This is a genomic window from Thermomonospora umbrina, from assembly GCF_003386555.1.
In the GTDB taxonomy this organism is placed as follows: domain Bacteria; phylum Actinomycetota; class Actinomycetes; order Streptosporangiales; family Streptosporangiaceae; genus Thermomonospora; species Thermomonospora umbrina.
Genome location: NZ_QTTT01000001.1, coordinates 150,855 through 174,513, shown reverse-complemented (window position 1 = coordinate 174,513; position 23,659 = coordinate 150,855). Strand labels below are relative to the sequence as shown.

The window sequence follows — 23,659 nt, the reverse complement described above, 5'->3', positions numbered from 1 at the left end:
CCGCCCATCGGCCGGGAATCGCGGACCGATCGAGAGGCGGCGCGGGCCGTCGCGGTCAGAGTCCGAAGAAGTCCCGATACAGGTCCAACTGCTGGTCGAGCATGTGCCGGCCGTGGTGGACGGGATGCCCCAGACCGGCCGCCGCCACCAGCAGCGGGGTGTCGGGGGGTGACATGATGATGTCCGCGACGACACATCCCGGTGGCAGCTCGGCGGGGGCGAACGGCATCGGATCGTCGGCGCGCAGCCCCAACGGCGTGGCGTTCACCACCACGTCCACCACGTCCACCACGTCCGCGTCGCCCGGCGGCGGGACGGCCGAACCCCGCGCACGGCCCGGCCAGTGCCGCTCCAACCGACCCACCAGTCGGTCGAGCCGCGCGACGTCGGGTTCGCGGACGGTCAGGCGTTCGGCGCCCGCCTCCAGTAGCGCGACCGCGATGGCCGTCCCCGCGCCGCCCGCGCCCGCCAGCAGGAACCGGCGGCCCGCCACCGGGTGCCCGGCGTGCTCCAGGCCCGCGACGAACCCCGCGCCGTCGAAGTTGTCGGCGAACCACCCGCCGCCCGGCCGACGGCGCAGCGCGTTGGCGCTGCCGGCCAGCTCGGCGCCCCGCCCCAGCTCGGCCGCCAGCCCGCAGACCGTGAACTTGTGCGGAACGGTGATCAGCAGCCCGTCGAGGTTGCCGACGGCCTCCAGTCCCCGCACGACCGCGGCGAGGTCGGCGGGCCGGACGTGCGCCGGGACCAGGACGGCGTCCAGCCCCAGCTCCGCGAACAGCGGGTTGACCAGCGCCGGCGCGCGCACTTGGGCCACCGGGTCGCCGAGCACCGCGAACAGGCGGGTCGCGCCGCCGATGGACCGGGTCATCTCAGCCGCCCTCCCTCGGCATCGCCGCCAGGACGGACGCCACGACGGGCACCGGGACCTCCGGCACGAGCTCCACGCCGTCGGGGCCGTCCAGGACGAAGGTCAGGCCGTCCCCGGTCCGCCGCTTCTTGTCCAGCCGCATGAGGGCGACCAGCTCGTCGGCGGTGACCCCGGCGGGCAGGCGGGTCGGCAGGCCGTAGCCGGCGACGACCTCGTGGTGCTCGTCGACCCGGGCCGCGTCGATCCGGCCCAGCCTGCCCGCGAGCCGCCCGGCGAACACCGTCCCGACCGCCACGCCCTCGCCGTGCCGCAGCCGGAACCCGGTGGCGCGTTCGAGGGCGTGGCCCAGCGTGTGCCCGTAGTTGAGGACGTGGCGGCGGTCCGCGTCGCGTTCGTCGGCCGCCACGATCGACGCCTTGAGCGCCACGCTCGCGGCGATCTGCTCGGCGAGGGACAGCCCGCGCAGGTCGCCCGCCCCGATGAAGTGGCAGCGCGCGATCTCCCCGTACCCGTTGATCACCTCCCGCCGCGGGAGGGTCCGCAGGTGGTCGGTGTCGCAGAGCACGGCGGCGGGCTGCCAGTACGCGCCGACGAGGTTCTTGCCCTCGGGGAGGTTCACCGCCGTCTTGCCGCCCACGCTTGCGTCCACCTGCGCGAGGAGCGAGGTCGGCAGGTGGACGACGGGCACGCCCCGGTGGTAGAGCGCGGCGGCCAGACCGACCGCGTCGGTGGTCGTCCCGCCGCCGCACGACACGACCGCGTCCGAGCGGGTCAGCCCGAACGCGGCGAACCGGCGGCACAGCTCCTCCACCCACGACAGCGTCTTGTCCCGTTCGCCGTCCTTGGCGGGGATCACCATGGAATCCACGCCCGGGTCGGGCGTCCACTCCGGGGGCCGCGCCGTCACCACGGCGACGCGGCGGGCGCCCAGCCCGGCGACGACCTCCGGGAGCGTGCGCCGCACGCCCGGCCCGATCCGGACGGCGTACGCGCGCTCGCCCAGATCGACCTCGACCTCATGGATCGTCACCCGATCTCTCCCTTCGCCAACAGAACGGCCCCCTGCAACGACGACAGCCCGCCGAGCCGCGCCCGTTCGACCGGCGGCGCCGGCGCGCCCGCCCGCGCCAGGCGGCGCACGTGCGCCGCGACGCGCGGAACGAATCCCGGCAGGCCGTCGGCGAAGCCGCCGCCGATCACGACCGCGTCGGGCCGGACCAGTTCGGCCACGCCGACCGCGGCCGCCGCCAACACCGCGCAGCCCTCCTCCACGGCCGACACCGCCCAGCTCCGCCCGGCGGCCAGCGCGTCCCGCAGCTCCTCGTACCGCACCGGGCCGCCGTACAGCAGGGCGGCCCGGCGCAGGGTCGCCGGACCCGACGCCGCCGCCTGCACGCATCCGTCCCGGCCACAGTCACAGCGCGGCCCGGAGCGGTCGACGATCACGTGCCCCAGCTCGGCGGAGCCCCGGCCGGGACCGGGCACGGGACGGCCCGCCACCACGATCCCGCCGCCGACCCCGGTGCCGACGCCGAGATAGACCAGGTTCCGGTGCCCGGCGCCGTCGGCCTCGGCCACGGCGGCCAGGTCGCCGTCGTCCCCCCAGCGGACCGCCGCGTCGGGGAACAGCTCCCGCAGCAGCCCGCCCAGGTCGAGCCCGACCCAGGCCGGCCGCCCCGGCCAGGCCACGACGCGGCCGGAGTCGTCGAGCGCGGCGGGCACCGCCACCCCCACCGCGTCGAACGGCCCGCTGTGACGAGCCCCCCACCGCGCCCGCACCTCCGCGACGTGCGCGCGCAGCGCCTCCCGGTCCGCCGCGCGATCGGGCGGCGACGGCCACCGGAACGAGGTCTGCTCGACCTGCGTCCCGTCGCTCTCGGCCCGCAGCGCGACCTTGGTGCCGCCGATGTCGATGCCCAGCAGGTTGATGACGACTCCCCGGTCAGTCCGGAACGACTTCCAGCAGCGCGCGGGCGGCCAGGACGTAGCCGAGCGCGCCCAGCCCGACGATCACGCCGGCGGCCAGCGGCGCCAGCACCGACTCGTGCCGGAACGCCTCGCGGGCCCACACGTTCGACAGGTGCACCTCCATCCAGGGCCGCGGGTAGGCGGCGAGCGCGTCCCGCAGACTCCACCCGGCGATCATCAGCGCGCCGGGATTGACGATCGCGCCGACCGAGTCGTGGTGGTCCTGGATCGCGTGGATCAGCTCGCCCTCGGACTCGCGCTGCACCGGGACCACGCGCCAGTTGCGCGGGGCGACCTCCGCCGCGACGGACTTCTCGATGTCGGCGAGCGTGGCGGTGCCGTAGATCTCCGGTTCGCGGCGGCCGAGAATTCCGAGATTCGGGCCGTTCAACAAAAGCAGTTCGGACACGGCTCCGGTTATAACAAGACGACGCCCGCACCCGATAGCGGCGGAGATCGCGCGGCTCGAGGACAAGGGGGATATAGGGGGGTCGTCAGGGGTGATGATCCGCCGTCGGTCTCATTAGCGTTCCGATGGCGGTTTCGCTGACGGAAGAGGGATTATGACGACTGCAGGCACGCCTCCGGTTCTCCCCGAATGGCCCCGGTACGGAGACGAGGAACGGACCGGTCTGCTGCGCGCGCTGGAGCAGGGACAGTGGTGGCGCATCGGCGGCGGCGAGGTGGACGGATTCGAGCGGGAGTTCGCGGCCCACCACGGCGGCGGATACGCGCTCGCGGTCACCAACGGCACGCACGCCCTCGAGTTGGCCCTCCAGGTGGCGGGGGTCGGGCCGGGCGACGAGGTGATCGTCCCGGCGTTCACGTTCATCTCGTCCTCACAGGCGGCGCAGCGGCTCGGCGCGACGGCGGTGCCGGTCGACGTGGACCGTGACACCTACTGCATCGACGTGGCCGCGACGGCGGCGGCGATCACCCCGCGCACCAAGGCGATCATGCCCGTGCACATGGCCGGGCACTTCGCCGACATGGACGCGCTCGACAAGCTGTCCGCCGACAGCGGCGTCCCGATCGTGCAGGACGCCGCGCACGCGCACGGCGCGGAGTGGACGGGACGCAAGGTGGGGGAGCTGGGCTCGGTCGCCGCGTTCAGCTTCCAGAACGGCAAGTTGATGACCGCCGGCGAGGGCGGCCTGGTGATCTTCCCCGATCGGGAGGGATGGGACCAGGGCTTCCTGCGGCACAGTTGCGGCCGGCCGCCGTCGGACCGCGGGTACTTCCACGAGACCTCCGGCTCGAACTTCCGGATGAACGAGTTCACCGCGAGCGTGCTGCGCGCCCAGCTCGGGCGTCTGGACGAGCAGGTCTCCCTCCGGGAGGAGCGCGCGCCGATCCTGCGCGCGCTCCTCGCCGAGATCCCGGGCGTGGTGCCGCAGGGCCGCGACCCCCGGGCCACGCGCGTCCCGCACTACATGGCGATGTTCCGAGTGCCGGGCATCACCGAGGAACGGCGCAACGCCCTGGTGGACGAGCTGGTGCGCCGCGGGCTGCCCGCGTTCGTGGTCTTCCGCGCCGTCTATCGGACCGCCGGCTTCTGGGAGACCGGCGCGCCGGACACCACCGTGGAGGCCCTGGCGCAGCGTTGCCCCAATAGTGAGGCGCTCACCACGGAGGGCGTCTGGTTGCATCACCGCACCCTGTTGGCCGACGAGGACCAGGTCCGGCGCATCCCGGACATCGTCGCCGCGGCCCTGGAGACGGTGTGAGCGGCGGGGAGCAGGTCCGGACCGCGCTGGTGGGCTGCGGCTGGGCGGGCCGCTCGATCTGGCTGCCCCGGCTGATCGGCCACCCCGCGTACCGGGTGGTGGCCGCCGTCGATCCCGACCCGGCGGCGCGCGGCACAGTCGCCGGCAGGGGCGTGCCGCGCGTCCTGGCCGACCTCGACGAGTTGGAGCGCGGCGAGGTGGACCTCGCCGTGGTCGCGGCGCCCAACCATCTGCACGCCCCCATCGCGGCGCGGCTGCTGGAACGCGGCGTGCCGGTCTTCGTGGAGAAGCCGGTGTGCCTGACCGTGGCCGAGGCCGATCGGCTCTCGACCGCCGAACGCGCCGGCGGCGCGGTGCTGCTGGCGGGGAGCGCCGCCCCGTACCGCGCCGACGTCCGGGCCCTGTACGCGCTCGCCGCGGAGCTGGGCCCGATCCGGCACGTGGACGTGGCGTGGGTGCGGGCGCGCGGCGTGCCCGGCGCGGGCGGCTGGTTCACCGACCGGAGCCGGTCGGGCGGCGGGGCGCTGGTCGACCTCGGCTGGCACCTGCTCGACACGGTCGGGCCGATGTTGGGCACGGCCGCGTTCGAGCAGGTCGCCGGCGCGGTCTCGGCGGACTTCGTCAACGCGGGCCACCTGCGGGCGGGATGGCGCGGCGACGCGGACGCGGACCGCCCGGGCACCGGCGACGTGGAGGACACCGCGCGGGGCTTCCTGGTGACCGAGGACGGCGTCTCGGTGTCGCTGCGCGCGAGCTGGGCCTCCCACGAGGCCCGCGACGTGACCCGCTTCACCGTGGAGGGCCTGTCCGGGACGGCCGAGCTGACGTGCACGTTCGGCTTCAGCTCCAACCGGCAGGCCGCGTCGGTGCTGACGCGGACGCGGCACGGGGTGACGCAGCCGGTGCCGCTGCCGGAGGACCCGGTCGGCGTGGAGTATGCCCGGCAGCTCGACGACCTGCCCGCGCTGCTCGCCGACACCGCGGGCCGGGGCGCGGCGATCGGCGGCGCCCGCCAGACGATCGCGGTCATCGAGCGGCTCTACGACTCCGCCCGTCGGGCGGTCCCGGTCCCGGAGGTGCGGGGTGTCGCCTGAACCCGAACTCACGCCGGAGGCGGTCGTCTTCGACCTCGACGGGGTGCTGGTGGACAGCTTCGGGGTGATGCGCGAGGCGTTCGCGCTCGCCTACGCCGAGGTCGTGGACGGCGGACCCGCCCCGTTCGAGGAGTACAGCCGTCATCTCGGCCGCTATTTCCCGGACATCATGCGGATCATGGGGCTTCCCCTGGAGATGGAGGAGCCCTTCGTCCGGGAGAGCCACCGGCTCGCAGACCGGGTGACCGTCTTCGACGGCGTGCCGGAACTGCTGGCCGACCTGGGCCGGGAGGGGGTGCGGCTGGCGGTGGCGACCGGCAAGAGCGGGCCGCGCGCCCGGTCCCTGCTGGACCGGCTGGGCCTGATCGACCGGTTCGCGCACGTGATCGGCTCGGACGAGATCGCCCGGCCCAAGCCCGCGCCCGACATCGTGCTGCGGGCGCTGGAACTGCTCGACGTCCCGGCGAAGCGGACGCTGATGGTCGGTGACGCGGTCACCGACCTGGCGAGCGCCCGGGGCGCCGGGGTGACCGCCGTGGCGGCCCTGTGGGGCGTGGACGACGAGGCCGTCCTGCTGGCCGAGTACCCGGACGCGGTGCTGCGGCGGCCGTCCGACCTGCCGGCGCTGTGGCGCACCGCCGTGTCCGGCTGAGCAAAACCTACTATTCCTACCAACAGACTCGAGAAATAAGGAGGCGCGAGGCATGGCCCCGACGCTGTTCATGACGCGCAGACCGGTGATCCCCGGCATCCTGTCGGCCGGCGCGCTCGTGCTCGTGCTGGCCCTCACCGGGTGCGGCGGCTCCGGCGACGACGCCGCCGCCGACGCCGGACGCCCCGTCGAGGGCGGCACGCTCGTGTACGGCGTCGACGGCGAGCCGCTCGACCTCGACCCGCACAAGAGCCCCCAGGACATCGCGGCGCTGTGGGCCCGGCCCGTCCTCGACTCGCTGGTGGCGCTCGACGCCCGGGGCGGGCTCCACCCCTGGCTCGCGACGTCCTGGGAGGTATCCGACGACCGCAAGACGTACACCTTCAAGCTGCGGCAGGGGGTGAGGTTCAGCGACGGCACCCCGTTCGACGCGGCGGCCGTCAAGGCCAACCTCGACCACATCGTCGACCCGGCCACCAAGTCGCAGATGGCCGCCGGTCAGATCAAGCCGTACCAGGGCACCGAGGTCGTCGACGCGCACACCGCGAAGGTGACGTTCTCCAAGCCGCACGCGCCGTTCCTGGCGGCGGTGTCCACCGTGTTCTTCGGCATCCAGTCGCCCGCCCAGCTCAAGAAGGGCCCCGACGCGCTCGCGCGGCAGATCGTCGGGTCCGGCCCGTTCGTCATCGACAAGTACACCCCCCGGCAGGGCATCGTCTACAAGCGCAACCCCGACTACAGGTGGGGGCCCGCCAACGCGGCGCACACCGGGCCCGCGCACCTGGAGCGGCTGGAGTTCAAGCTCCTCAACACCGACTCGGTGCGGTTCGGCGCGCTCAACAGCGGCCAGGTGGACGCCATCGCGAGCGTGCCGCCGTCGAGCCTCAAACTGCTGGAGCGCAACCCGAAGCTCAAGTACGACAAGCGGCAGGCCCCCGGCGGCAACTACAACTACTACCCCAACACGACCAAGGGCCCGTTCTCGGACGTGCGCGTCCGCCGCGCGTTCCGTGACGGCGTCGACTACAAGACCGTCGTCGGCAAGCTGTACTTCGGCGCCTACCAGGCCGCGTCGAGCCCGCTGTCGCCCAGCACCCTCGGCTACGACAAGACCACCGAGACCCTGTGGAGGTACGACGCGACCGCCGCCGGGAGACTGCTGGACGAGGCCGGCTGGACCGGCCGCGACGCCGAGGGCTACCGCACCAAGGACGGCGAGCGGCTGACCGTCCACATGCTCAGCGTGCGGACCATCGACCGGGAGCAGCGCGGCACCCTCGCCGAGCAGATCCAGGCCGAGGCCAAGAAGATCGGCTTCGACCTGCAGATCGACCGGGGCACGGTGAACGAGTACATCGCCCGCTTCGGCAAGGGCGACTACGACGTCGCCGCCATCAGTTGGCAGCGCGCCGACGCCGACGCGCTGCGCAACCTGTTCGACACCGGCAGCATCTCCGACGGCACCAGGCTGACCCAGAACATCGCCCGCTACTCCGACAAGGACGTGGACGGCTGGCTCGCCCGGGCGCTGGACACCAACGACCAGGCCGCACGCGCCGAGCTGTACGCGAAGGTGCAGAAGAAGGTGACCGAGGACGCCGCGGTGGTCCCCATCTACACCCCCACCTACCTGGTCGGCTTCGCCAAGACCGTCGGCGGCATCTCCTGGGAGGCGCAGGCGTTCCCGACCTTCTACGACTCCTGGAAGACGGGTAAGTGAAGCGCCGGCCCTCGGCGCGGGTCGTCCGCGCCGTGCTGGTGCGCCTCGGAGCCTCGGTCCTGGTGCTGTGGGGCGCGGTGACGGCATCGTTCGCCGCGCTCCAGGCCGTCCCCGGCGAGGTGGTCGACTCGATCGTCGGGACCAACGACGTCACCCCCGAGGTCCGCGCCCAGATCATCGCCGAGTACGGCCTCGACCGGCCGGTGCTCGCCCAGTACGGGACGTTCCTGAACCGGATCCTGCACGGCGACCTCGGCCGCTCCTACCGGCTGGACCAGACGGTCGGCGAGGCGATCGGCTCGCAGTTGGCCGCCTCGCTCCGGCTCACCACCGCCGGGATCGCGCTGGCGCTGCTCGTCGCGACGGTTCTGGCGCTGCTGACCGCGCGCCGGGGCCGCCGGGTCCGCGCGCTGTCCTCGGGCATCGAGCTGGTCGGCGTGTCGGTGCCCGGCTTCTGGGCGGGCATCCTGCTGCTGACGGTGTTCTCGTTCCAGCTCGGCTGGTTCCCCGCGACGGGCGGGTCCGGGCCCAGCGGCCTGGTGCTTCCGGCCTGCGCCATCGCGATCCCGGTGGGGGCGCTGCTCACGCAGGTCATGCGCGAGGGGCTGGAACGGGCGCTGGAGCAGCCGTTCGTGCTGACGGCGCGGTCGCGCGGCATGTCCGACGGCGGCGTGCGGCTCCGGCACGCCCTGCGGCACGCCCTGCTCCCGGTGGTGACGCTGGCCGGATGGCTGTTCGGCGCGCTGTTGGGCGGGATGGTCGTCACCGAGCAGATCTTCTCCCGGGAGGGGATCGGGCGGCTCGTCGTCGGCGCCGTCGAGAGCAAGGACCTTCCGGTGGTGATGGGCGTCGTCCTGGTGACCGCCACGCTGTACGTGCTGGTCAACATCGCGCTCGACCTGCTCTACCTGGTCATCGACCCACGGCTGCGAGGTGCCCGGTGACGATGCCGACGATGGCCCGGCGGTCGACCGGGCGCGGCGGGCGCGGATCGCGGCCGGGGCTGTGGGCGGCGGCGTCCTTCCTCGCCCTCATCGGCCTCGCCGCGCTGGCCCCGGGCCTGCTGGTGAACGGGTCGCCCGGTGACACCGACATCCTGACGGCGCTCCAGGGGCCCGGCGCCGATCATCCGTTGGGCACCGACGCCAACGGGCGCGACGTGCTGACCCGCATCGTGTACGGGGCGCGGCCGTCGCTGCTGACCGGGCTGGGGGCGACCGCCCTCGCGGTCTTCGCGGGCACCGTGCTGGGGCTGCTGGCGGGGCTGGGCGGGCGGGTCCTCGACCAGATCGTCATGCGGCTGGCCGACATGACGCTGTCCCTGCCGACGATGCTGCTGGCGCTGCTCGTCCTCGCCGTCACCGGTCCCGGAACGGTGCCGACGATCTACGCGATCGCGCTCTACACCACTCCCGGCTATGCGCGGCTGGTTCGCGTTCAGACGATGGTCGTACGGAGGTCGGAGTATGTGGAGGCCGCCGAATCACTCGGCCAGACCCGACTACGGCTCATCATTCGGCACATCCTGCCGAACGCGTTCGCGCCGCTGCTGGTGCTGGCCGCCATCGAGGTCGGCATCGCGCTGATCGCCGCGTCGGCGCTGAGCTTCCTGGGCTTCGGCCCCCGGCCGCCGGCGCCGGAATGGGGGGCGATGCTCGCCGCGGGCCGCGACTACTTCTCGGTCGCGTGGTGGGTCGCGGTCTTCCCCGGCCTGGCCATCACCCTGACTGTGCTCTCGACCACCACCGTCGGCCGGGCGCTGCAACGGCGCTCCGAAGGGAGGACCGGATGACCGAGCCCCTGGTGGAGGTCGCCGACCTCGCCGTCTCGTTCGGGTCGATCCGGGCGGTGCGCGGCGTGTCGTTCACCGTGCGGCCCGGCGAGTGCGTGGCGATCGTCGGCGAGTCGGGATCGGGCAAGAGCGTCACCGCCCGCACCCTGCTCGGCCTGTCCGGCGACGGCGCCGACGTCCGCGCCGGCACGCTGCGGATCAACGGCGCGGACGTGTCCGCCTACGACGACCGCCGCTGGCGCACGGTGCGCGGCTCCCGCATCGGCTACGTCCTTCAGGACGCGCTGGTGTCGCTGGACCCGCTGCGCCCGGTCGGCAAGGAGATCGCCGAGACGCTGCGGCTGCACGACGTGGTGCCCCGCGCCGAACGGCCCGCCCGCGTCGTCGACCTTCTGCGCGCCGTCGGGGTGCCCGAGCCCGAGGCGCGCGCGGCGCAGTACCCGCACGAGCTGTCCGGCGGGCTGCGGCAGCGGGCCCTCATCGCCTCCGCGATCGCCGCCGACCCCGTGCTGCTCATCGCCGACGAGCCGACCACCGCGCTCGACGTCACCGTGCAGGCGCAGATCCTGCGACTGCTGGACGAACGACGTCGCGCCGGCACGGCGCTGCTGCTGATCAGCCACGATCTCGCCGTCGTCGCCGAACTGGCCGATCGCGTGCTGGTCATGAAGGACGGCGAGATCGTCGAGGAGGGGGCGGCCGACGAGGTGCTGACCGCGCCCCGGCACGCCTACACGCGCACGCTGCTCGACGCGGTCCCGACGGGCGGCCGGGTCCGCCCCGCCCGGGGCGGTGGGCCCGGCGAGGTGGTGATCGAGGCCCGCGCCCTGTCCAAGACGTTCGCGGGACGGCCCGCGGTGCGCGACGTCTCGTTCGAGCTGCGCGCCGGCGAGACCCTGGGCCTGGTGGGGGAGTCCGGCTCGGGCAAGACCACCACGGCCCGGATGGTGCTCGGCCTGCTCGCGCCCGACGCCGGCGAGGTGCTCGTGGACGGCCGGTCGTGGCGCGGACTGTCCGGCCGCGAACGGCGTGCGCTGCGCCCCCGGATCCAGGTCGTCTACCAGGATCCGCTCAGCTCGTTCGACCCCCGGTTCACGGTGCGCCGGGTGCTGGACGAGGCGCTGGAGGCGGGCGGGGTGCCGCGCGGGGAGCGCCGCGACCGGGCGGTCCGGCTGCTGGAGCAGGTCGGGCTGGACGCGGGTCTCCTCGACCGTCGCCCGCTGCTGCTGTCCGGCGGGCAGCGGCAGCGCGTGGCGATCGCCCGTGCCCTGGCCCCGGGCCCGCGCGTCATCGTGTGCGACGAACCGGTCTCCGCCCTCGACGTGTCGGTGCAGGCGCAGGTCCTGGACCTGCTGGCCGAGCTGCAGGCGGAGCTGGGCGTGGCGTACCTGTTCATCTCCCACCACCTGGGCGTGATCCGGCACGTCAGCGACCGGGTGGTGGTGATGCGGGACGGCCGCATCGTGGAGACCGGCGACGCCGACCGGGTCTTCGCCGAACCCCGCGCCGACCACACCCGTGAACTGCTCGCCGCGATCCCGCGGCTTCCCGCCGGCGTCCACGCCGGCTCGCCCGACGCCCTGCGGCAACCTCTGGAGGCGACCCCGTGACCGAGACCCCCGTCTTCGCCGGCCCTGTGGACCGGGAGACCTACGGCGAGTACGGCCCCGGCCGCATCGACACGTCCAACGGCTGGAACCGGCCCCGCTACCCGTTCCAGGGCCGCGTCACGGCCGACGGGTCGAGCGGATTCCGGGCCGAGCCGGGGCGCTATCACCTCTACCTCGCCTGGGTCTGCCCCTGGGCGCAGCGCACGGCCATCGTGCGGGCGCTCAAGGGCCTCCAAGACGTCGTCACGCTCTCCTACGTCGACGACGAACGCGACGGCCGCGGCTGGGCCTTCCGGGAACGGCGCGGGCCCGACCCGGTGAACGGGTTCGCCTTCCTCCAAGAGGCGTACGAGGCGACCGAGCCGGGCTTCCCCGGGCACCTGTCGGTCCCGGTGCTGTGGGACCGCGTGACCGGCTCGATCGTCAGCAACCACTTCCCGGACATCACGCTCGACCTCGGGACCGCGTTCGACGCCTGGGGGGATCCCGACGTGCGGCTCTACCCGGAGGAGCTCCGCGCCGAGATCGACGAGCTGAACGCCTACGTCTACGACAACGTCAACAACGGCCCCTACCAGGTGGCCGCGGCGGCCACGCAGGCCGACCACGACCTGTGGCGGGAGCGCATGGTCCTCGCCCTGGAACGGCTGGACACCCGGCTCGCCGAACGGCGCTACCTTCTCGGCGACGCCGTCACCGAGGCGGACGTGCGGCTCTGGCCGACGCTGGTCCGCTTCGACCTCCTCTACAACCCGATGAGCGGGGTGAGCGAACGACCGCTCACCGATTACCCCCATCTGTGGCCTTACGCCCGCGACCTTTACCGGATCCCCGCGTTCCGGGACTCCACCGACTTCTCCACCTTTCGTGTGCCCAGGCCCGGGTTCGTGAACGACGACGTGAAGCGTCTCGACATCGCTCCGCGGGCGGCCGACTGGGCCGCCCCGCACGGGCGTGGACATCTCTAGGCCCTTACCGAATTCCGTCGAGGAACGGCTCCCGATCTCTTTCGGGGGCCGTTCTGTGTTCGCTTCACGATACGGAGGATAGGGGACGCCTAGGGGGGTCCTCTGGGGGGCGAATTCGATGGGGCGCGGTGAGACTCGTTCCATGCTGCGCGCTGAGTTGATCCGTCCCCTGCACGAACTGTTGCGGTCGAACGCCCTGCGTTTCGGCGACAAGGTCGCCTTCCAGGACGCCCGGCGGAGCGTGAGCCACGCCGAACTCGAACGGCGGACCGCCCGCCTCGCCGGGGGCCTGGCCGGGCTCCGGCTGCAACCCGGCGACCGCGCCGCCATCCTGCTCGGCAACCGGGTGGAGACGGTGGAGGGCTACCTCGCGATCGTCCGCGCCGCCGCGATCGGCGTGCCCGTCGACCCCCGGCTCACCGACTCCGAGCTGTCCCACATCCTGGAGGACAGCGGCGCCCGAGTGGTGATCACCGAGGGCTCGCAGGTCGAACGGCTGCGCACGCTGCCGGGGGCGGCGGACCGGCGGATCGTGGTCGTCGGCGACGCCCCGCCCCCGCCGGGGACGGTCGCCCACGAGCGGCTGGCCTCCACCACGCCCGCCGCGCCCGCCCGCGACGACCTGCCGCTCGACGCGCCCGCCTGGATGCTCTACACCTCCGGCACGACCGGCCGCCCGAAGGGCGTGCTGTCCTCGCAGCGGTCCTGCCTCTGGTCGGTCGCGGCGTGCTACGCCCCGATCCCGGGCCTGTCGCCCGACGACCGGGTGCTGTGGCCGCTGCCGCTGTTCCACAGCCTGTCGCACATCGCGTGCGTGCTCGGCGTCACCGCGGTCGGCGCGACCGCGCACATCCTGGACGGGTTCGCGGCCGACGTGGTCCGCGACGCCCTGCGCGAGCACTCGATCACCTTCCTGGCCGGGGTGCCCACGATCTACCACCATCTGGTCCGGGCGGCCCGGGAGGAACGGTTCGAGGCGCCGGACCTGCGGGTGTGCCTGGTCGGGGGAGCGGTCACCACGGCGGCGCTGCGGCGCTCGTTCGAGGAGGCGTTCGGGGCCCCGCTGCTGGACGCGTACGGCAGCACCGAGACGTGCGGGGCGATCACGATCAACTGGCCGACGGGCGCCCGCGTCGAGGGCTCGTGCGGCCTGCCCGTGCCGGGTCTCGGCGTGCGGCTGGTGGACCCGGACTCCGGCGCGGACGTCGGGCCCGGCGCGGAGGGCGAGGTCTGGGTGCGCGGGCCGAGCGTCATGCTCGGCTATCACGACCGGCCGGACGCGACCGCCGAGGCGTTCCGCGACGGCTGGTACCGCACCGGTGACCTGGCGCGACGCGACGAGGACGGCTACTTCACCATCACCGGCCGGATCAAGGAGCTGATCATCCGGGGCGGGGAGAACATTCACCCCGGCGAGGTCGAGGAAGTGCTGCGGGGCGTCCCCGGAGTGGCCGACGCCGCGGTGGCGGGGCGGCCCCACGAGATCCTCGGCGAGGTCCCGGTCGCCCATCTGGTCGCCGGCCCCGAGGGCTTCGACCCGGACGAGGTCCTGGCCGCCTGCCGGGAACGGCTGTCGGCCGTGAAGGTGCCCGAGGAGCTGTACGAGGTCGAGGAGATCCCGCGCACCGCCTCCGGGAAGATCACCCGCCACGTGCTGCTGGAACGCCCGGGCCGACTCCGCGCCGTGGGGGCGGCCCGGCACGACTCCCTGTTCCGGCTCGACTGGTCGCCCGCGCCCGTCCCGGGGTCGTGGTCGGAGGAGACGCTCTGGGCCGTGCCCGGCCCGGATCCCTTCGGCCTCGCGGAGCATCTGCGCGCGCGAGGGGCGACGGTCGCCTCCACGGACCGGCCGCAGGTCACCGTGCTGTCGGGCGGGGCGGACGTGCCGCTGCGGGAACTCGTCGATCGGGTCCGCGCGCACCTTGAGGACGGAGCCGCCGAGGCGGGCACACTCGCCGTGGTGACGCGAGGCGCGGTCGCCGCCGCCCCCGGCGACGACGTTCCCGACCTCGCCGGCGCGGCGGCCTGGGGCGCGGTCCGCTCCCTTCAGGCGGCGCACCCCGGCCGTGTCGTCCTCGTCGACCTGGACTCGGAGGGCGCGGCGGCGCTGCCCGAGGCGATCCTCTCCGGCGAACCGCGGTCGGCGCTCCGCTCCGGAGCCGTGCTGCGCCCCCGCCTCGTGCGCGTGGCGTCGGGCTCGACGTCCCGTACCCCGATGCTGCCCGACACCCCGCACACCGTCGTGGTCACGGGTGCGGACGGCCCGATCGGCGCCCGGGCGGCCCGCCACCTCGCCACCGCGCACGGGGCCCGCCGCATCCTGCTCGTCAGCGAACGCGGCGAGACCGACCCGGCGGCGACCGCCCTCCGCGCCGAACTGGCCGGCCGAGGCGTCGAGGCGACCCTGACGGCCTGCGACATCGCCGACGGTGACGCGTCGGCCGCCCTCCTGGCCGACCTCCCCGCCGACCTCGCCGCAGTGGTGATCGCCCCCGGCACCTCCACCCGCGCCCCCCGCACCGCACGGACCGGCGCCCTGAACCTCCACGAACTGACGACCGACCTGAACCTCTCCGCCTTCGTCCTCCTGTCCCCGATCACCACCCCGCCTCCCGCGCCTGCTGCGCCCACCGCGCCTCCCGAGTCTCCTCGGTCTCCAGCGTCTCCCACGTCCGCCCCGGTTCCCGCGCCTGCCGCGCCTCCCGAGTCCCCCCGGTCTCCAGCGTCTTCCCTGTCCGACGCGTCTCCCAGGTCCGCCGGGCCGGTCGTGTCCGTCGGTTCCTCCGGGTTCGTGGCGGCCGACGTGTTCGGGCGGGAGGACGAGGGGGCGGAGGCGTTCTTCGTCGCGCTCGCGCACCACCGGGTCGCGCGGGGACTGCCCGCGCTGGCGCTGAGTCTGGACGGGCGGTTGAGCGAGGCGGAGGGCGCCGTGATGTTCGACGCCGCCCACATGGCGGGGCATCCGGCGCTGACGGGGCTGACGCCCGGTGCCGATGAGGGGGTTCCGGTCCGGGGCGCCGCGCCCGATGACGCCGCGTCGGCGCGGTTGCGGGAGCGGCTGGACGGGCTTTCCGGCGACGCGCAGGAGCGGCTGCTGACGGACCTGGTCCGCGCCGAGGTCGCCGAACTGTACGACGCGCCGGACGGCGACGGGGTCCCGGCCGACCTGGCGTTCCGTGATCTGGGGCTCACGTCGGCGACGGCCGTGGAACTCCGGGCCCGCCTCATAGGTCGGACCGGCCTGAGGCTGCCCGTCACCCTGGCGTTCGACCACCCGACCCCGGCGGCGGTCGCGCGACGCCTCCGCGCGCTGCTGGTCGGCGGTGAGGCCCACACCTCCGCGCTCGTCGGCGAGCCGGCTCCGAACAGGTCCGAGGAGCCGATCGCCGTCGTCGCCATGGCCTGCCGGCTGCCCGGCGGGGTGGCCGATCCCGACGGCCTGTGGCGGCTGGTCAGGGACGGGCGCGACGCGATCGGCCCGTTCCCCGAGGATCGGGGATGGGACCTGGACGGCCTGTACGACCCCGATCCCGGCCGCGCCGGAAGGTCCTACGTCCGAGCGGGCGGGTTCCTCTACAACGCCGGGGACTTCGACGCCGACCTGTTCGGGATCTCCCCGCGCGAGGGGCTGGCGATGGACCCGCAACAGCGGCTGCTGCTGGAGACCTCGTGGGAGGCCGTCGAGCGGGCGGGCATCGACCCGGCCTCGCTGCGGGGCTCCGACGCGGGGGTGTTCACCGGGGTCATGTACCACGACTACGCCACCGAGCTCGGCGAGGTCCCCGACGGACTGGAGGGGTACCTCGGCACCGGCAACGCCGGCAGCGTCGCGTCCGGCCGCGTGGCCTACACCCTCGGGCTCGAGGGCCCCGCCGTCACCGTGGACACCGCGTGCTCGTCGTCCCTGGTCGCGCTGCACCTGGCGGTGCGGGCCCTCCGCGACGGCGAGTGCACGCTGGCGCTGGCCGGGGGTGTGGCGGTGATGGCCAAGCCCACGTCGTTCATCGAGTTCTCCCGGCAGCGCGCGCTGGCCCCCGACGGGCGCTGCAAGCCGTTCGCCGACGCGGCGGACGGCACCGCCTGGTCGGAGGGTGTCGGCGTCCTGGTGCTGGAACGGCTGTCGGACGCCCGACGCGCGGGCCGCGAGGTGCTGGCGGTGGTGCGCGGCTCGGCGGTGAACCAGGACGGGGCGTCCAACGGCCTGACCGCGCCGAGCGGACCGGCGCAGGAGCGCGTGATCCGGCGGGCGCTCGCGGACGCGGGCCTGTCGGCAGCGGACGTCGACGCGGTCGAGGCGCACGGCACCGGCACGACGCTGGGCGACCCGATCGAGGCGCAGGCGCTGCTGGCGACCTACGGACAGGACCGTCCCGCCGACCGCCCGCTGCTGCTGGGGTCGCTGAAGTCGAACATCGGGCACGCTCAGGCCGCCGCGGGGGTCGCGGGCGTGATCAAGACGGTGCTGGCGCTCCGCCACGGCGAGCTGCCCCGCATCCTGCACCTGGACGAGCCCAGTTCGCGGGTGGACTGGTCGTCCGGGGCGGTGGAGCCGCTGACCGAGTCCCGCCCCTGGCCGGAGACCGACCGCCCCCGCCGCGCCGCGGTGTCGTCGTTCGGCGTCAGCGGCACCAACGCCCACGTGATCCTGGAGGAGGCCCCCGAGCCGCGACCCGAGGCGACCGGCGACGACGCCGTCCTCGACCCGGCGGCGGTTCCGCTGGTGCTCTCGGCCCGTTCCCCCGAGGCGCTGCGGGCGCAGGCGGCCCGGCTCGCGTCCTCCCTCGCCGACCGTCCCGGACACGGCGTCACGGACGAGGCGTTCTCCCTCCTGACCACGAGGGCGGCGCTCGACCACCGCGCCGTGGTCGTGGCCGCCGAACGAGACCGCGCCGTCGCGGCCCTGCGCGCCTTCGCCGCCGGCGGGCCCGTCCCCGACGTGGTGGCGGGCTCGGTCGACGCCGCCGCCGGGCGGACGGTCCTGGTGTTCCCGGGTCAGGGGGCGCAATGGGTGGGGATGGGTGCCGCGCTGTTGGAGTCGTCTTCGGTGTTCGCGTCGCGGTTGGGGGAGTGTGCCGCGGTGTTGGACGGCTTGGTGGAGTGGTCGCTTTTGGATGTGGTGCGTGATGGTGGGCCGTTGGATCGGGTGGATGTGGTGCAGCCGGTGTCGTGGGCGGTGATGGTGTCGTTGGCGGCGGTGTGGGAGTCGCTGGGACTGACACCGGATGCCGTGGTCGGGCACTCGCAGGGTGAGATCGCGGCGGCCTGTGTCGCGGGGGCGTTGTCGTTGGAGGACGCCGCCCGGGTCGTCGTCCGCCGCAGCCAGGTGATCGCGTCGCGCCTGGCCGGCGGCGGCGGAATGGTCTCCGTGGCCCTGCCGGAGGATCGGGTGGCCGCGCGGCTGGTGCCCGGTGTGGAGATCGCCGTCGTCAACGGCCCCTCCTCGGTCGTGATCGCGGGCGCGCCGGAGGCGTTGGACGACGTGGTGGCCGGCTGCGAGGCCGACGGGGTGCGGGTCCGGCGGATCGCGGTGGACTACGCCTCGCACTCCCGGCAGGTGGCGGCCGTCCGGGACGAGCTGTCGAGGGAGCTGGCCGGCATCAGGCCGCAGCCGGGCCGCGTGCCGTTCTACTCCACGACCGACGGCGCATGGCTGCGGGGCGACGCGCTGGACGCCGAGTACTGGTACCGGAACCTGCGCCGGCCGGTGCGGTTCGGCGCCGCCGTCGAGGCGCTCGCCGAGCAGAGCCACCGGGTGTTCGTGGAGTGCAGCTCGCATCCGGTGCTGACGAGCGGCGTCCAGGAGATCCTCGACGGCGTCGGCGGCGTGGTGGTCGGCACCCTGCGCCGCGACGACGGCGACCTGGACCGCGTGTACGCCTCGGCGGCGGAGCTGTGGACGGCCGGCGTCCCGGTCGACTGGGCGGCGGCGTTCGAGGGGACCGGGGCCCGTCGCGTTCCCCTCCCCACCTACGCCTTCCAGCGCAAGAGGTACTGGCTGCGGCCGTCCCGCGCCGGACACCCGCTGATCGACACGATCGTCGAGCTGTCCGACACGGGCGGCGTCGTGCTCACCGGCGGACTCCACGACACCGTCGACCCCACCGCCGCCCTGCTCGACCTCGTGCTCCTCGCCGGAGACGAGATCGGCCGTGACGTGATCCACCGGCTCGTCGTCGAGGAGCCGCCGAACGGCGACGCGCGGATCCAGGTCATCGTCGCGGGCGAGCCGGACGCGGACGGACGGCACGAGGTCGCCGTCCACGCACGGAACGGCTCCGACCCCTGGAAACGACACGCCCACGGCCTCCTGGAGACGGGAGGCGGGACGACACCCGACACCGACCTCGGCGCATGGCCTCCCCCGGGAGCCGTCGTGGCCGACACCGACGACGCGGCATGGACGCGGGACGGTGACCTCTTCGCGGAGGTGGCGCTCGACGAGGAGCAGGCGGCGCAGGCCGACCGCTTCGCCCTGCACCCGGCGCTGCTCGGCGCGGCGCTCCGCGTGGTCGGCCGGGGCCGCGCACCCGTCGCGTTCGAACGGGTCGAACTGCACGCCACCGGCGCCACGGCGCTCCGCGTCGCCGCCGACGAGAACCTGGCCCTCACGCTCACCGATCCCTCCGGACGACCGGTGGCGTCGATCGGAGCCGTGGAGACGGTCGCGCCCACGGCCGGTACGAGCGCTCCGCTGTACGCGATCGAGTGGATGCCGTTCAGCGCGCCCGCCGCGCCCGGGCGGCGGGACGCCGTGGTGTCCCGCCTCGCGCCGTCCTCGGGCGAAGGGGACGACGCCCGGCGGCTGCGCGAGGCGACGACGGCCGTGCTGGAGACCGTTCAGCGCTGGCTCGCGGGGACGACGGATTCCCGGCTGATCGTCGTGACCCACGGCGCGGTGGCGGTGGGCGACCCGGACGAGGTCCGCGACCTCGGAGCGGCGGCGGCCTGGGGCCTTCTGCGTTCCGCCCAGGCCGAGCATCCGGGCCGCCTGACGATCGTCGACGTCGAGCATCCCGACGACCCGCTGCCGCAGGCGGCGGTGCTGTCCGACGAACCGCAGCTCGCCGTCCGCGACGGGCGGCTCCACATCCCCCGGCTGGTCACCGTCGCCGCCGACGCCGAGGAACGGCCCGGCCTCGATCCCGACGGAACCGTCCTGATCACCGGCGGGACGGGGACGCTGGGCGCGCGGGTCGCACGGCGGCTGGTCACCCACCACGGCGTCCGACGCCTGTTGCTGTGCAGCCGCCGGGGCGCGAACGCGCCCGGCGCCGCGGACCTGGTGCGCGACCTGGCGGGCCTCGGCGCGGACGTCACCGTCGCGGCCTGCGACGTCGGCGACCGCGCGGCCCTGGCCGCACTGCTGGCCACCGTGCCGGCCGACCATCCCCTCACGGGGGTGGTCCACACCGCCGGTGCGTTGGACGACGGGGTGATCACCGCGCTCACGCCGGAGCGACTGGCCGCCGTCCACGGGCCCAAGGCCGACGCGGCCCTCGCCCTGCACGAACTCACCGCGGACGCGGCGCCGGCGTTCTTCGTGCTGTTCTCCTCGGCCGCCGGTGTGCTCGGCAACGCGGGACAGGGCAACTACGCCGCCGCCAACGCGTTCCTCGACGGGCTGGCGCACCGTCGTCGCGCCGCCGGGCTGCCCGGCGTGTCCCTGGCCTGGGGCTGGTGGGACGAGACCAGCGAGCTGACCGCGCGCCTCGACGAGACCGCCGCCGCACGGCACCGCCGGCAGGGGGTCGTGCCGATGTCCACCGAGACGGGGCTGGACCTGTTCGACGCCGCGCTCCGCTCCGGCCGTCCCGCCCTGGTGCCGGTCGCGCTGGACCTGCCGGGACTGCGCGACCGTTCCGTGTCCGAGCCCGTGCCGCCGCTGCTCCGCGGCCTGGTGCGGGCGAAGCGGAAGAGGCGGGCCGCGCTCGCCCCGACCGCCGGCGCCCACGGCGGGGGCCTGGCGGAACGGCTCGCCCGGTCCACCGAGGCCGAGCGGACCCGGCTGCTCGTCGACCTGGTGCGCAGGGAGGCCGCCGCCGTCCTCGGGCACGCCGGGCCGGACGCGGTGCCCCCGCACCGCGCGTTCAAGGAGACGGGGTTCGACTCGCTGACCGCCGTCGAACTCCGCAACCGCCTGAACGCCGCCACCGGACGACGGCTCTCCGCGACGCTGGTCTTCGACCACCCGACCCCCGCGTCCCTCGCCGAACACCTGCGGGGCGCGCTCGCCGGGGACCGGACGGAGACCGCCGTGGCGACCGCCCCCCGGCACGTGCGGGAGGACGCGGGCGACGACGACCCGATCGCGATCGTGGCCGTGGGCTGCCGCTATCCCGGCGGCGTCGAGGACCCCGACGGGTTCTGGCGGCTGGTGCGCGACGGCGTGGACGCCATCACGGACCTGCCGGAGGACCGGGGATGGGACCTGGACGCGTTCGACGACGACCCCGACCGTCCCGGCACCTACTACGTGCGCAAGGGGTCGTTCGTCGACGCCGCCGGGTTCGACGCGGAGTTCTTCGGGATCTCGCCGTGGGAGGCGATCGCGATGGACCCGCAACAGCGCCTGCTCCTGGAGGTGACCTGGGAGCTGATCGAACGGGCCGGCATCGATCCCGGGTCGCTGCGGGAGTCCGACGTCGGGGTGTTCACCGGCCTCATCCACCACGACTACACCAAGCTGCTGTCGCCGCCGCCGCCCGAGCTGGAGGGCTACCGGCTGACGGGAACGGCGGGCAGCGTCGCCTCCGGTCGCATCGCCTACACGCTCGGCCTGCGCGGCCCCGCGATCACCGTGGACACCGCGTGCTCGTCGTCGCTGGTCGCGCTGCACCTGGCCACGCGGGCGCTGCGTAACGGGGAGTGCGCCATGGCGATCGTCGGCGGCGCCACGGTGATGTCCACGATGGACAACTACATCGACTTCTCCCGGCAGCGCGGGCTCGCCCCGGACGGCCGGGCGAAGGCGTTCGCGGCTGCGGCGGACGGCACCGCGTGGTCGGAGGGCGCGGGGCTGCTGCTCCTGGAGCGGCTGTCGGACGCGCGGCGCGCGGGCCGTGAGGTGCTCGCCGTGATCCGCGGCACGGCCGTCAACCAGGACGGCGCGTCCAACGGCCTGACCGCGCCGAACGGCCCCGCCCAACGTCAGGTGATCGCGAACGCGCTGGCGGACGCGGGCCTGTCGAGCGCCGACGTGGACGCCGTGGAGGGCCACGGGACCGGCACGACGCTCGGCGACCCGATCGAGGCGCAGGCGCTGCTGGCGACCTACGGACGGGGCCGGCCCGCCGACCGCCCGCTGTGGCTCGGCTCGATCAAGTCCAACATCGGGCACAGCCAGGCGGCCGGCGGCGTCGCCGGCGTGATCAAGATGGTGTTGGCGATGCGGCACCGTGTCCTGCCCCCGACGCTCCACGTCGACGCGCCCTCACCCGAGGTCGACTGGTCCACGGGAGAGGTGCGGCTGCTGACCGAGGCCCGCCCCTGGGAACCCGACGGCGACCGCCCACGGCGCGCGGGCGTCTCGGCCTTCGGCGTGAGCGGCACCAACGCCCACGTGATCCTTGAAGAGGCCCCGCCCTCCGAGTCCGCCGAACCCGAGCCGTCGGCGGAGCCGCCGGTGCTCCCGCTGGTGGTCTCCGCCGGGTCCGCCGGGGGGTTGCGCGGACAGGCGGGGCGGCTCGCCGCGCACCTGGCCGCGGCCCCGCCGGTCGACACCGCGTTCTCCCTGGTCTCGACGCGGGCTCAGCTCACGCACCGTGCCGTGCTGGTCGGCCGTTCCCGCGCCGAGCTGCTCGCCGGCCTGGCCGCCCTGCGGGACGACCGCTCCACGCCCGCCCTCGTGAACGGCGTCGCCGGCCACCGCGCGGACGGCGAGTCGGTGTTGGTGTTCCCGGGTCAGGGGGCGCAATGGGTGGGGATGGGTGCCGCGCTGTTGGAGTCGTCCTCGGTGTTCGCGGCGCGGTTGGGCGAGTGTGCCGCGGTGTTGGACACCTTGGTGGAGTGGTCCCTCTTGGACGTGGTGCGTGATGGTGGGCCGTTGGATCGGGTGGATGTGGTGCAGCCGGTGTCGTGGGCGGTGATGGTGTCGTTGGCGGCGGTGTGGGAGTCGTTGGGTGTGGCGCCGGATGCCGTGGTCGGGCACTCGCAGGGTGAGATCGCGGCGGCGTGCGTGGCGGGGGCGTTGTCGTTGGAGGACGCCGCCCGGGTCGTCGTCCGCCGCAGCCAGGTGATCGCCGCGCGTCTCTCCGGTCGCGGGACGATGGCGTCGGTGGCCCTGCCGGAGGATCGGGTCGCCGCGCGCCTGGTCCCGGGTGTGGAGATCGCCGTCGTCAACGGCCCCTCCTCGGTGGTGGTCGCCGGCGCGCCGGAAGCACTGGACGAGGTCATCGCCTCCTGCGAGGCCGACGGCGTGCGGGTCCGCCGGATCGCCGTGGACTACGCCTCCCATTCCGCGTATGTGGAATCGATCCGGGACGAACTGGTGGAAGCGCTGGCCGACATCCACCCCAGGCCGCCCAAGGTGCCGTTCTTCTCCACCGTGGACGGAACGTGGGTGGAGGACGCCTCCCTCGACGCCGAGTACTGGTACCGGAATCTGCGCCGGCCCGTGCATTTCGAGGCCGCCATCAAGGCACTGGCCGAACAGGGCCACCGGGTGTTCGTGGAATCCAGCTCGCACCCCGTGCTGACGAGCAGCGTCCAGGAGATCCTCGACGATGCCGGGGCCGTCGTGGCCGGCACCCTGCGCCGAGACGACGGGGACCTGGACCGGGTGTACCTCTCGGCGGCGGAACTGTGGACCGCCGGTGTCCCGATCGACTGGTCGGCGGTCTTCCAGGGCACCGGGGCCCGCCGCATCCCGCTCCCCACCTACGCGTTCCAGCACCGCCGCTTCTGGCCCGACGTGACCCTTCCCACCACGACGAACGGTGTGAGCGCGCCTTCCGCCGCCGGGACGGAGAAGCCGCTGGCCGAACGGCTGGCGGGCCTGCCCGAGGAGGATCGGCTCCCCACGCTCCTCGACCTCGTCCGGGACGCGGCCGCCGCCGCGCTGGGCGAGACCGAACCGTCCCTCGCTCCCGACGCGGCGTTCTTCGACGTGGGCTTCAACTCCCTGAGGGCCACCGAACTGCGCAACCGGCTCGTCGGCCGGACCGGCCTGAAACTGCCGGCGACGCTCATCTTCGATCACGTCACACCCCGGATGCTCGCCGAGCATCTCCTCGATGAACTGACCACGGAGGGCACGAACTGA

The 23,659-nt window shown here is 74.3% G+C and carries 13 protein-coding genes; 9 read left to right on the top strand and 4 right to left on the bottom strand.

The window, feature by feature from the left end; translation table 11 throughout:
- Nucleotides 1-55: 55 nt before the first annotated feature.
- The 4 genes from DFJ69_RS00890 to DFJ69_RS00875 are packed head-to-tail and all read right to left on the bottom strand — an operon-like array spanning nucleotide 56 to nucleotide 3,245.
- Entirely contained in the window at nucleotides 56-868 is an 813-nt protein-coding gene (locus DFJ69_RS00890) for a shikimate dehydrogenase family protein (protein WP_116020702.1), read from the bottom strand.
- Nucleotide 869: 1 nt separating this feature from the next.
- Nucleotides 870-1,898, bottom strand: coding sequence for a 3-dehydroquinate synthase family protein (locus tag DFJ69_RS00885; protein ID WP_116020701.1), 1,029 nt, complete (start codon nucleotides 1,896-1,898; stop codon nucleotides 870-872).
- Nucleotides 1,895-2,776, bottom strand: coding sequence for an ROK family protein (locus DFJ69_RS00880; RefSeq protein ID WP_281275941.1), 882 nt, complete (start codon nucleotides 2,774-2,776; stop codon nucleotides 1,895-1,897). Before DFJ69_RS00880 ends, DFJ69_RS00885 begins: the two co-directional genes overlap by 4 nt.
- A gap of 34 nt (nucleotides 2,777-2,810) precedes the next feature.
- Complete coding sequence (locus DFJ69_RS00875) at nucleotides 2,811-3,245, bottom strand: type II 3-dehydroquinate dehydratase (protein ID WP_116020699.1); 435 nt, start codon at nucleotides 3,243-3,245, stop codon at nucleotides 2,811-2,813.
- A 154-nt stretch (nucleotides 3,246-3,399) separates the two neighbouring features.
- Here DFJ69_RS00875 and DFJ69_RS00870 point away from each other — a divergent pair, with 154 nt between their 5' ends.
- From DFJ69_RS00870 to DFJ69_RS34010, 9 genes are all read left to right on the top strand, one after another.
- Nucleotides 3,400-4,563: a DegT/DnrJ/EryC1/StrS family aminotransferase gene (locus tag DFJ69_RS00870; RefSeq protein ID WP_116020698.1), complete on the top strand. Its 1,164-nt coding sequence runs from the start codon at nucleotides 3,400-3,402 to the stop codon at nucleotides 4,561-4,563.
- A complete protein-coding gene (locus DFJ69_RS00865; protein ID WP_211328465.1) occupies nucleotides 4,560-5,657 on the top strand; it encodes a Gfo/Idh/MocA family protein in 1,098 nt (365 codons plus the stop codon). The genes DFJ69_RS00870 and DFJ69_RS00865 overlap by 4 nt, the downstream gene beginning before the upstream one ends.
- Nucleotides 5,647-6,309 carry an HAD-IA family hydrolase gene (locus DFJ69_RS00860; RefSeq protein ID WP_211328464.1) on the top strand — a complete coding sequence of 221 codons (663 nt, stop codon included), beginning with the start codon at nucleotides 5,647-5,649 and terminating at the stop codon, nucleotides 6,307-6,309. Before DFJ69_RS00865 ends, DFJ69_RS00860 begins: the two co-directional genes overlap by 11 nt.
- A gap of 52 nt (nucleotides 6,310-6,361) precedes the next feature.
- The gene (locus tag DFJ69_RS00855) at nucleotides 6,362-8,029 is read left to right on the top strand and encodes an ABC transporter substrate-binding protein (RefSeq protein ID WP_116020696.1); all 1,668 of its coding nucleotides are present in this window, start codon (nucleotides 6,362-6,364) and stop codon (nucleotides 8,027-8,029) included.
- Nucleotides 8,026-8,973 (top strand): ABC transporter permease, encoded by a 948-nt coding sequence (locus DFJ69_RS00850; protein WP_245973902.1) that lies wholly within the window; start codon nucleotides 8,026-8,028, stop codon nucleotides 8,971-8,973. The genes DFJ69_RS00855 and DFJ69_RS00850 overlap by 4 nt, the downstream gene beginning before the upstream one ends.
- 2 nt (nucleotides 8,974-8,975) lie before the next feature.
- Complete coding sequence (locus tag DFJ69_RS00845) at nucleotides 8,976-9,821, top strand: ABC transporter permease (RefSeq protein WP_116020695.1); 846 nt, start codon at nucleotides 8,976-8,978, stop codon at nucleotides 9,819-9,821.
- A complete protein-coding gene (locus tag DFJ69_RS00840; RefSeq protein WP_116020694.1) occupies nucleotides 9,818-11,431 on the top strand; it encodes a dipeptide ABC transporter ATP-binding protein in 1,614 nt (537 codons plus the stop codon). The genes DFJ69_RS00845 and DFJ69_RS00840 overlap by 4 nt, the downstream gene beginning before the upstream one ends.
- Nucleotides 11,428-12,399 carry a glutathione S-transferase C-terminal domain-containing protein gene (locus DFJ69_RS00835; RefSeq protein WP_116020693.1) on the top strand — a complete coding sequence of 324 codons (972 nt, stop codon included), beginning with the start codon at nucleotides 11,428-11,430 and terminating at the stop codon, nucleotides 12,397-12,399. The genes DFJ69_RS00840 and DFJ69_RS00835 overlap by 4 nt, the downstream gene beginning before the upstream one ends.
- Nucleotides 12,400-12,541: 142 nt before the next feature.
- Complete coding sequence (locus DFJ69_RS34010; RefSeq protein ID WP_211328463.1) at nucleotides 12,542-23,659, top strand: type I polyketide synthase; 11,118 nt, start codon at nucleotides 12,542-12,544, stop codon at nucleotides 23,657-23,659.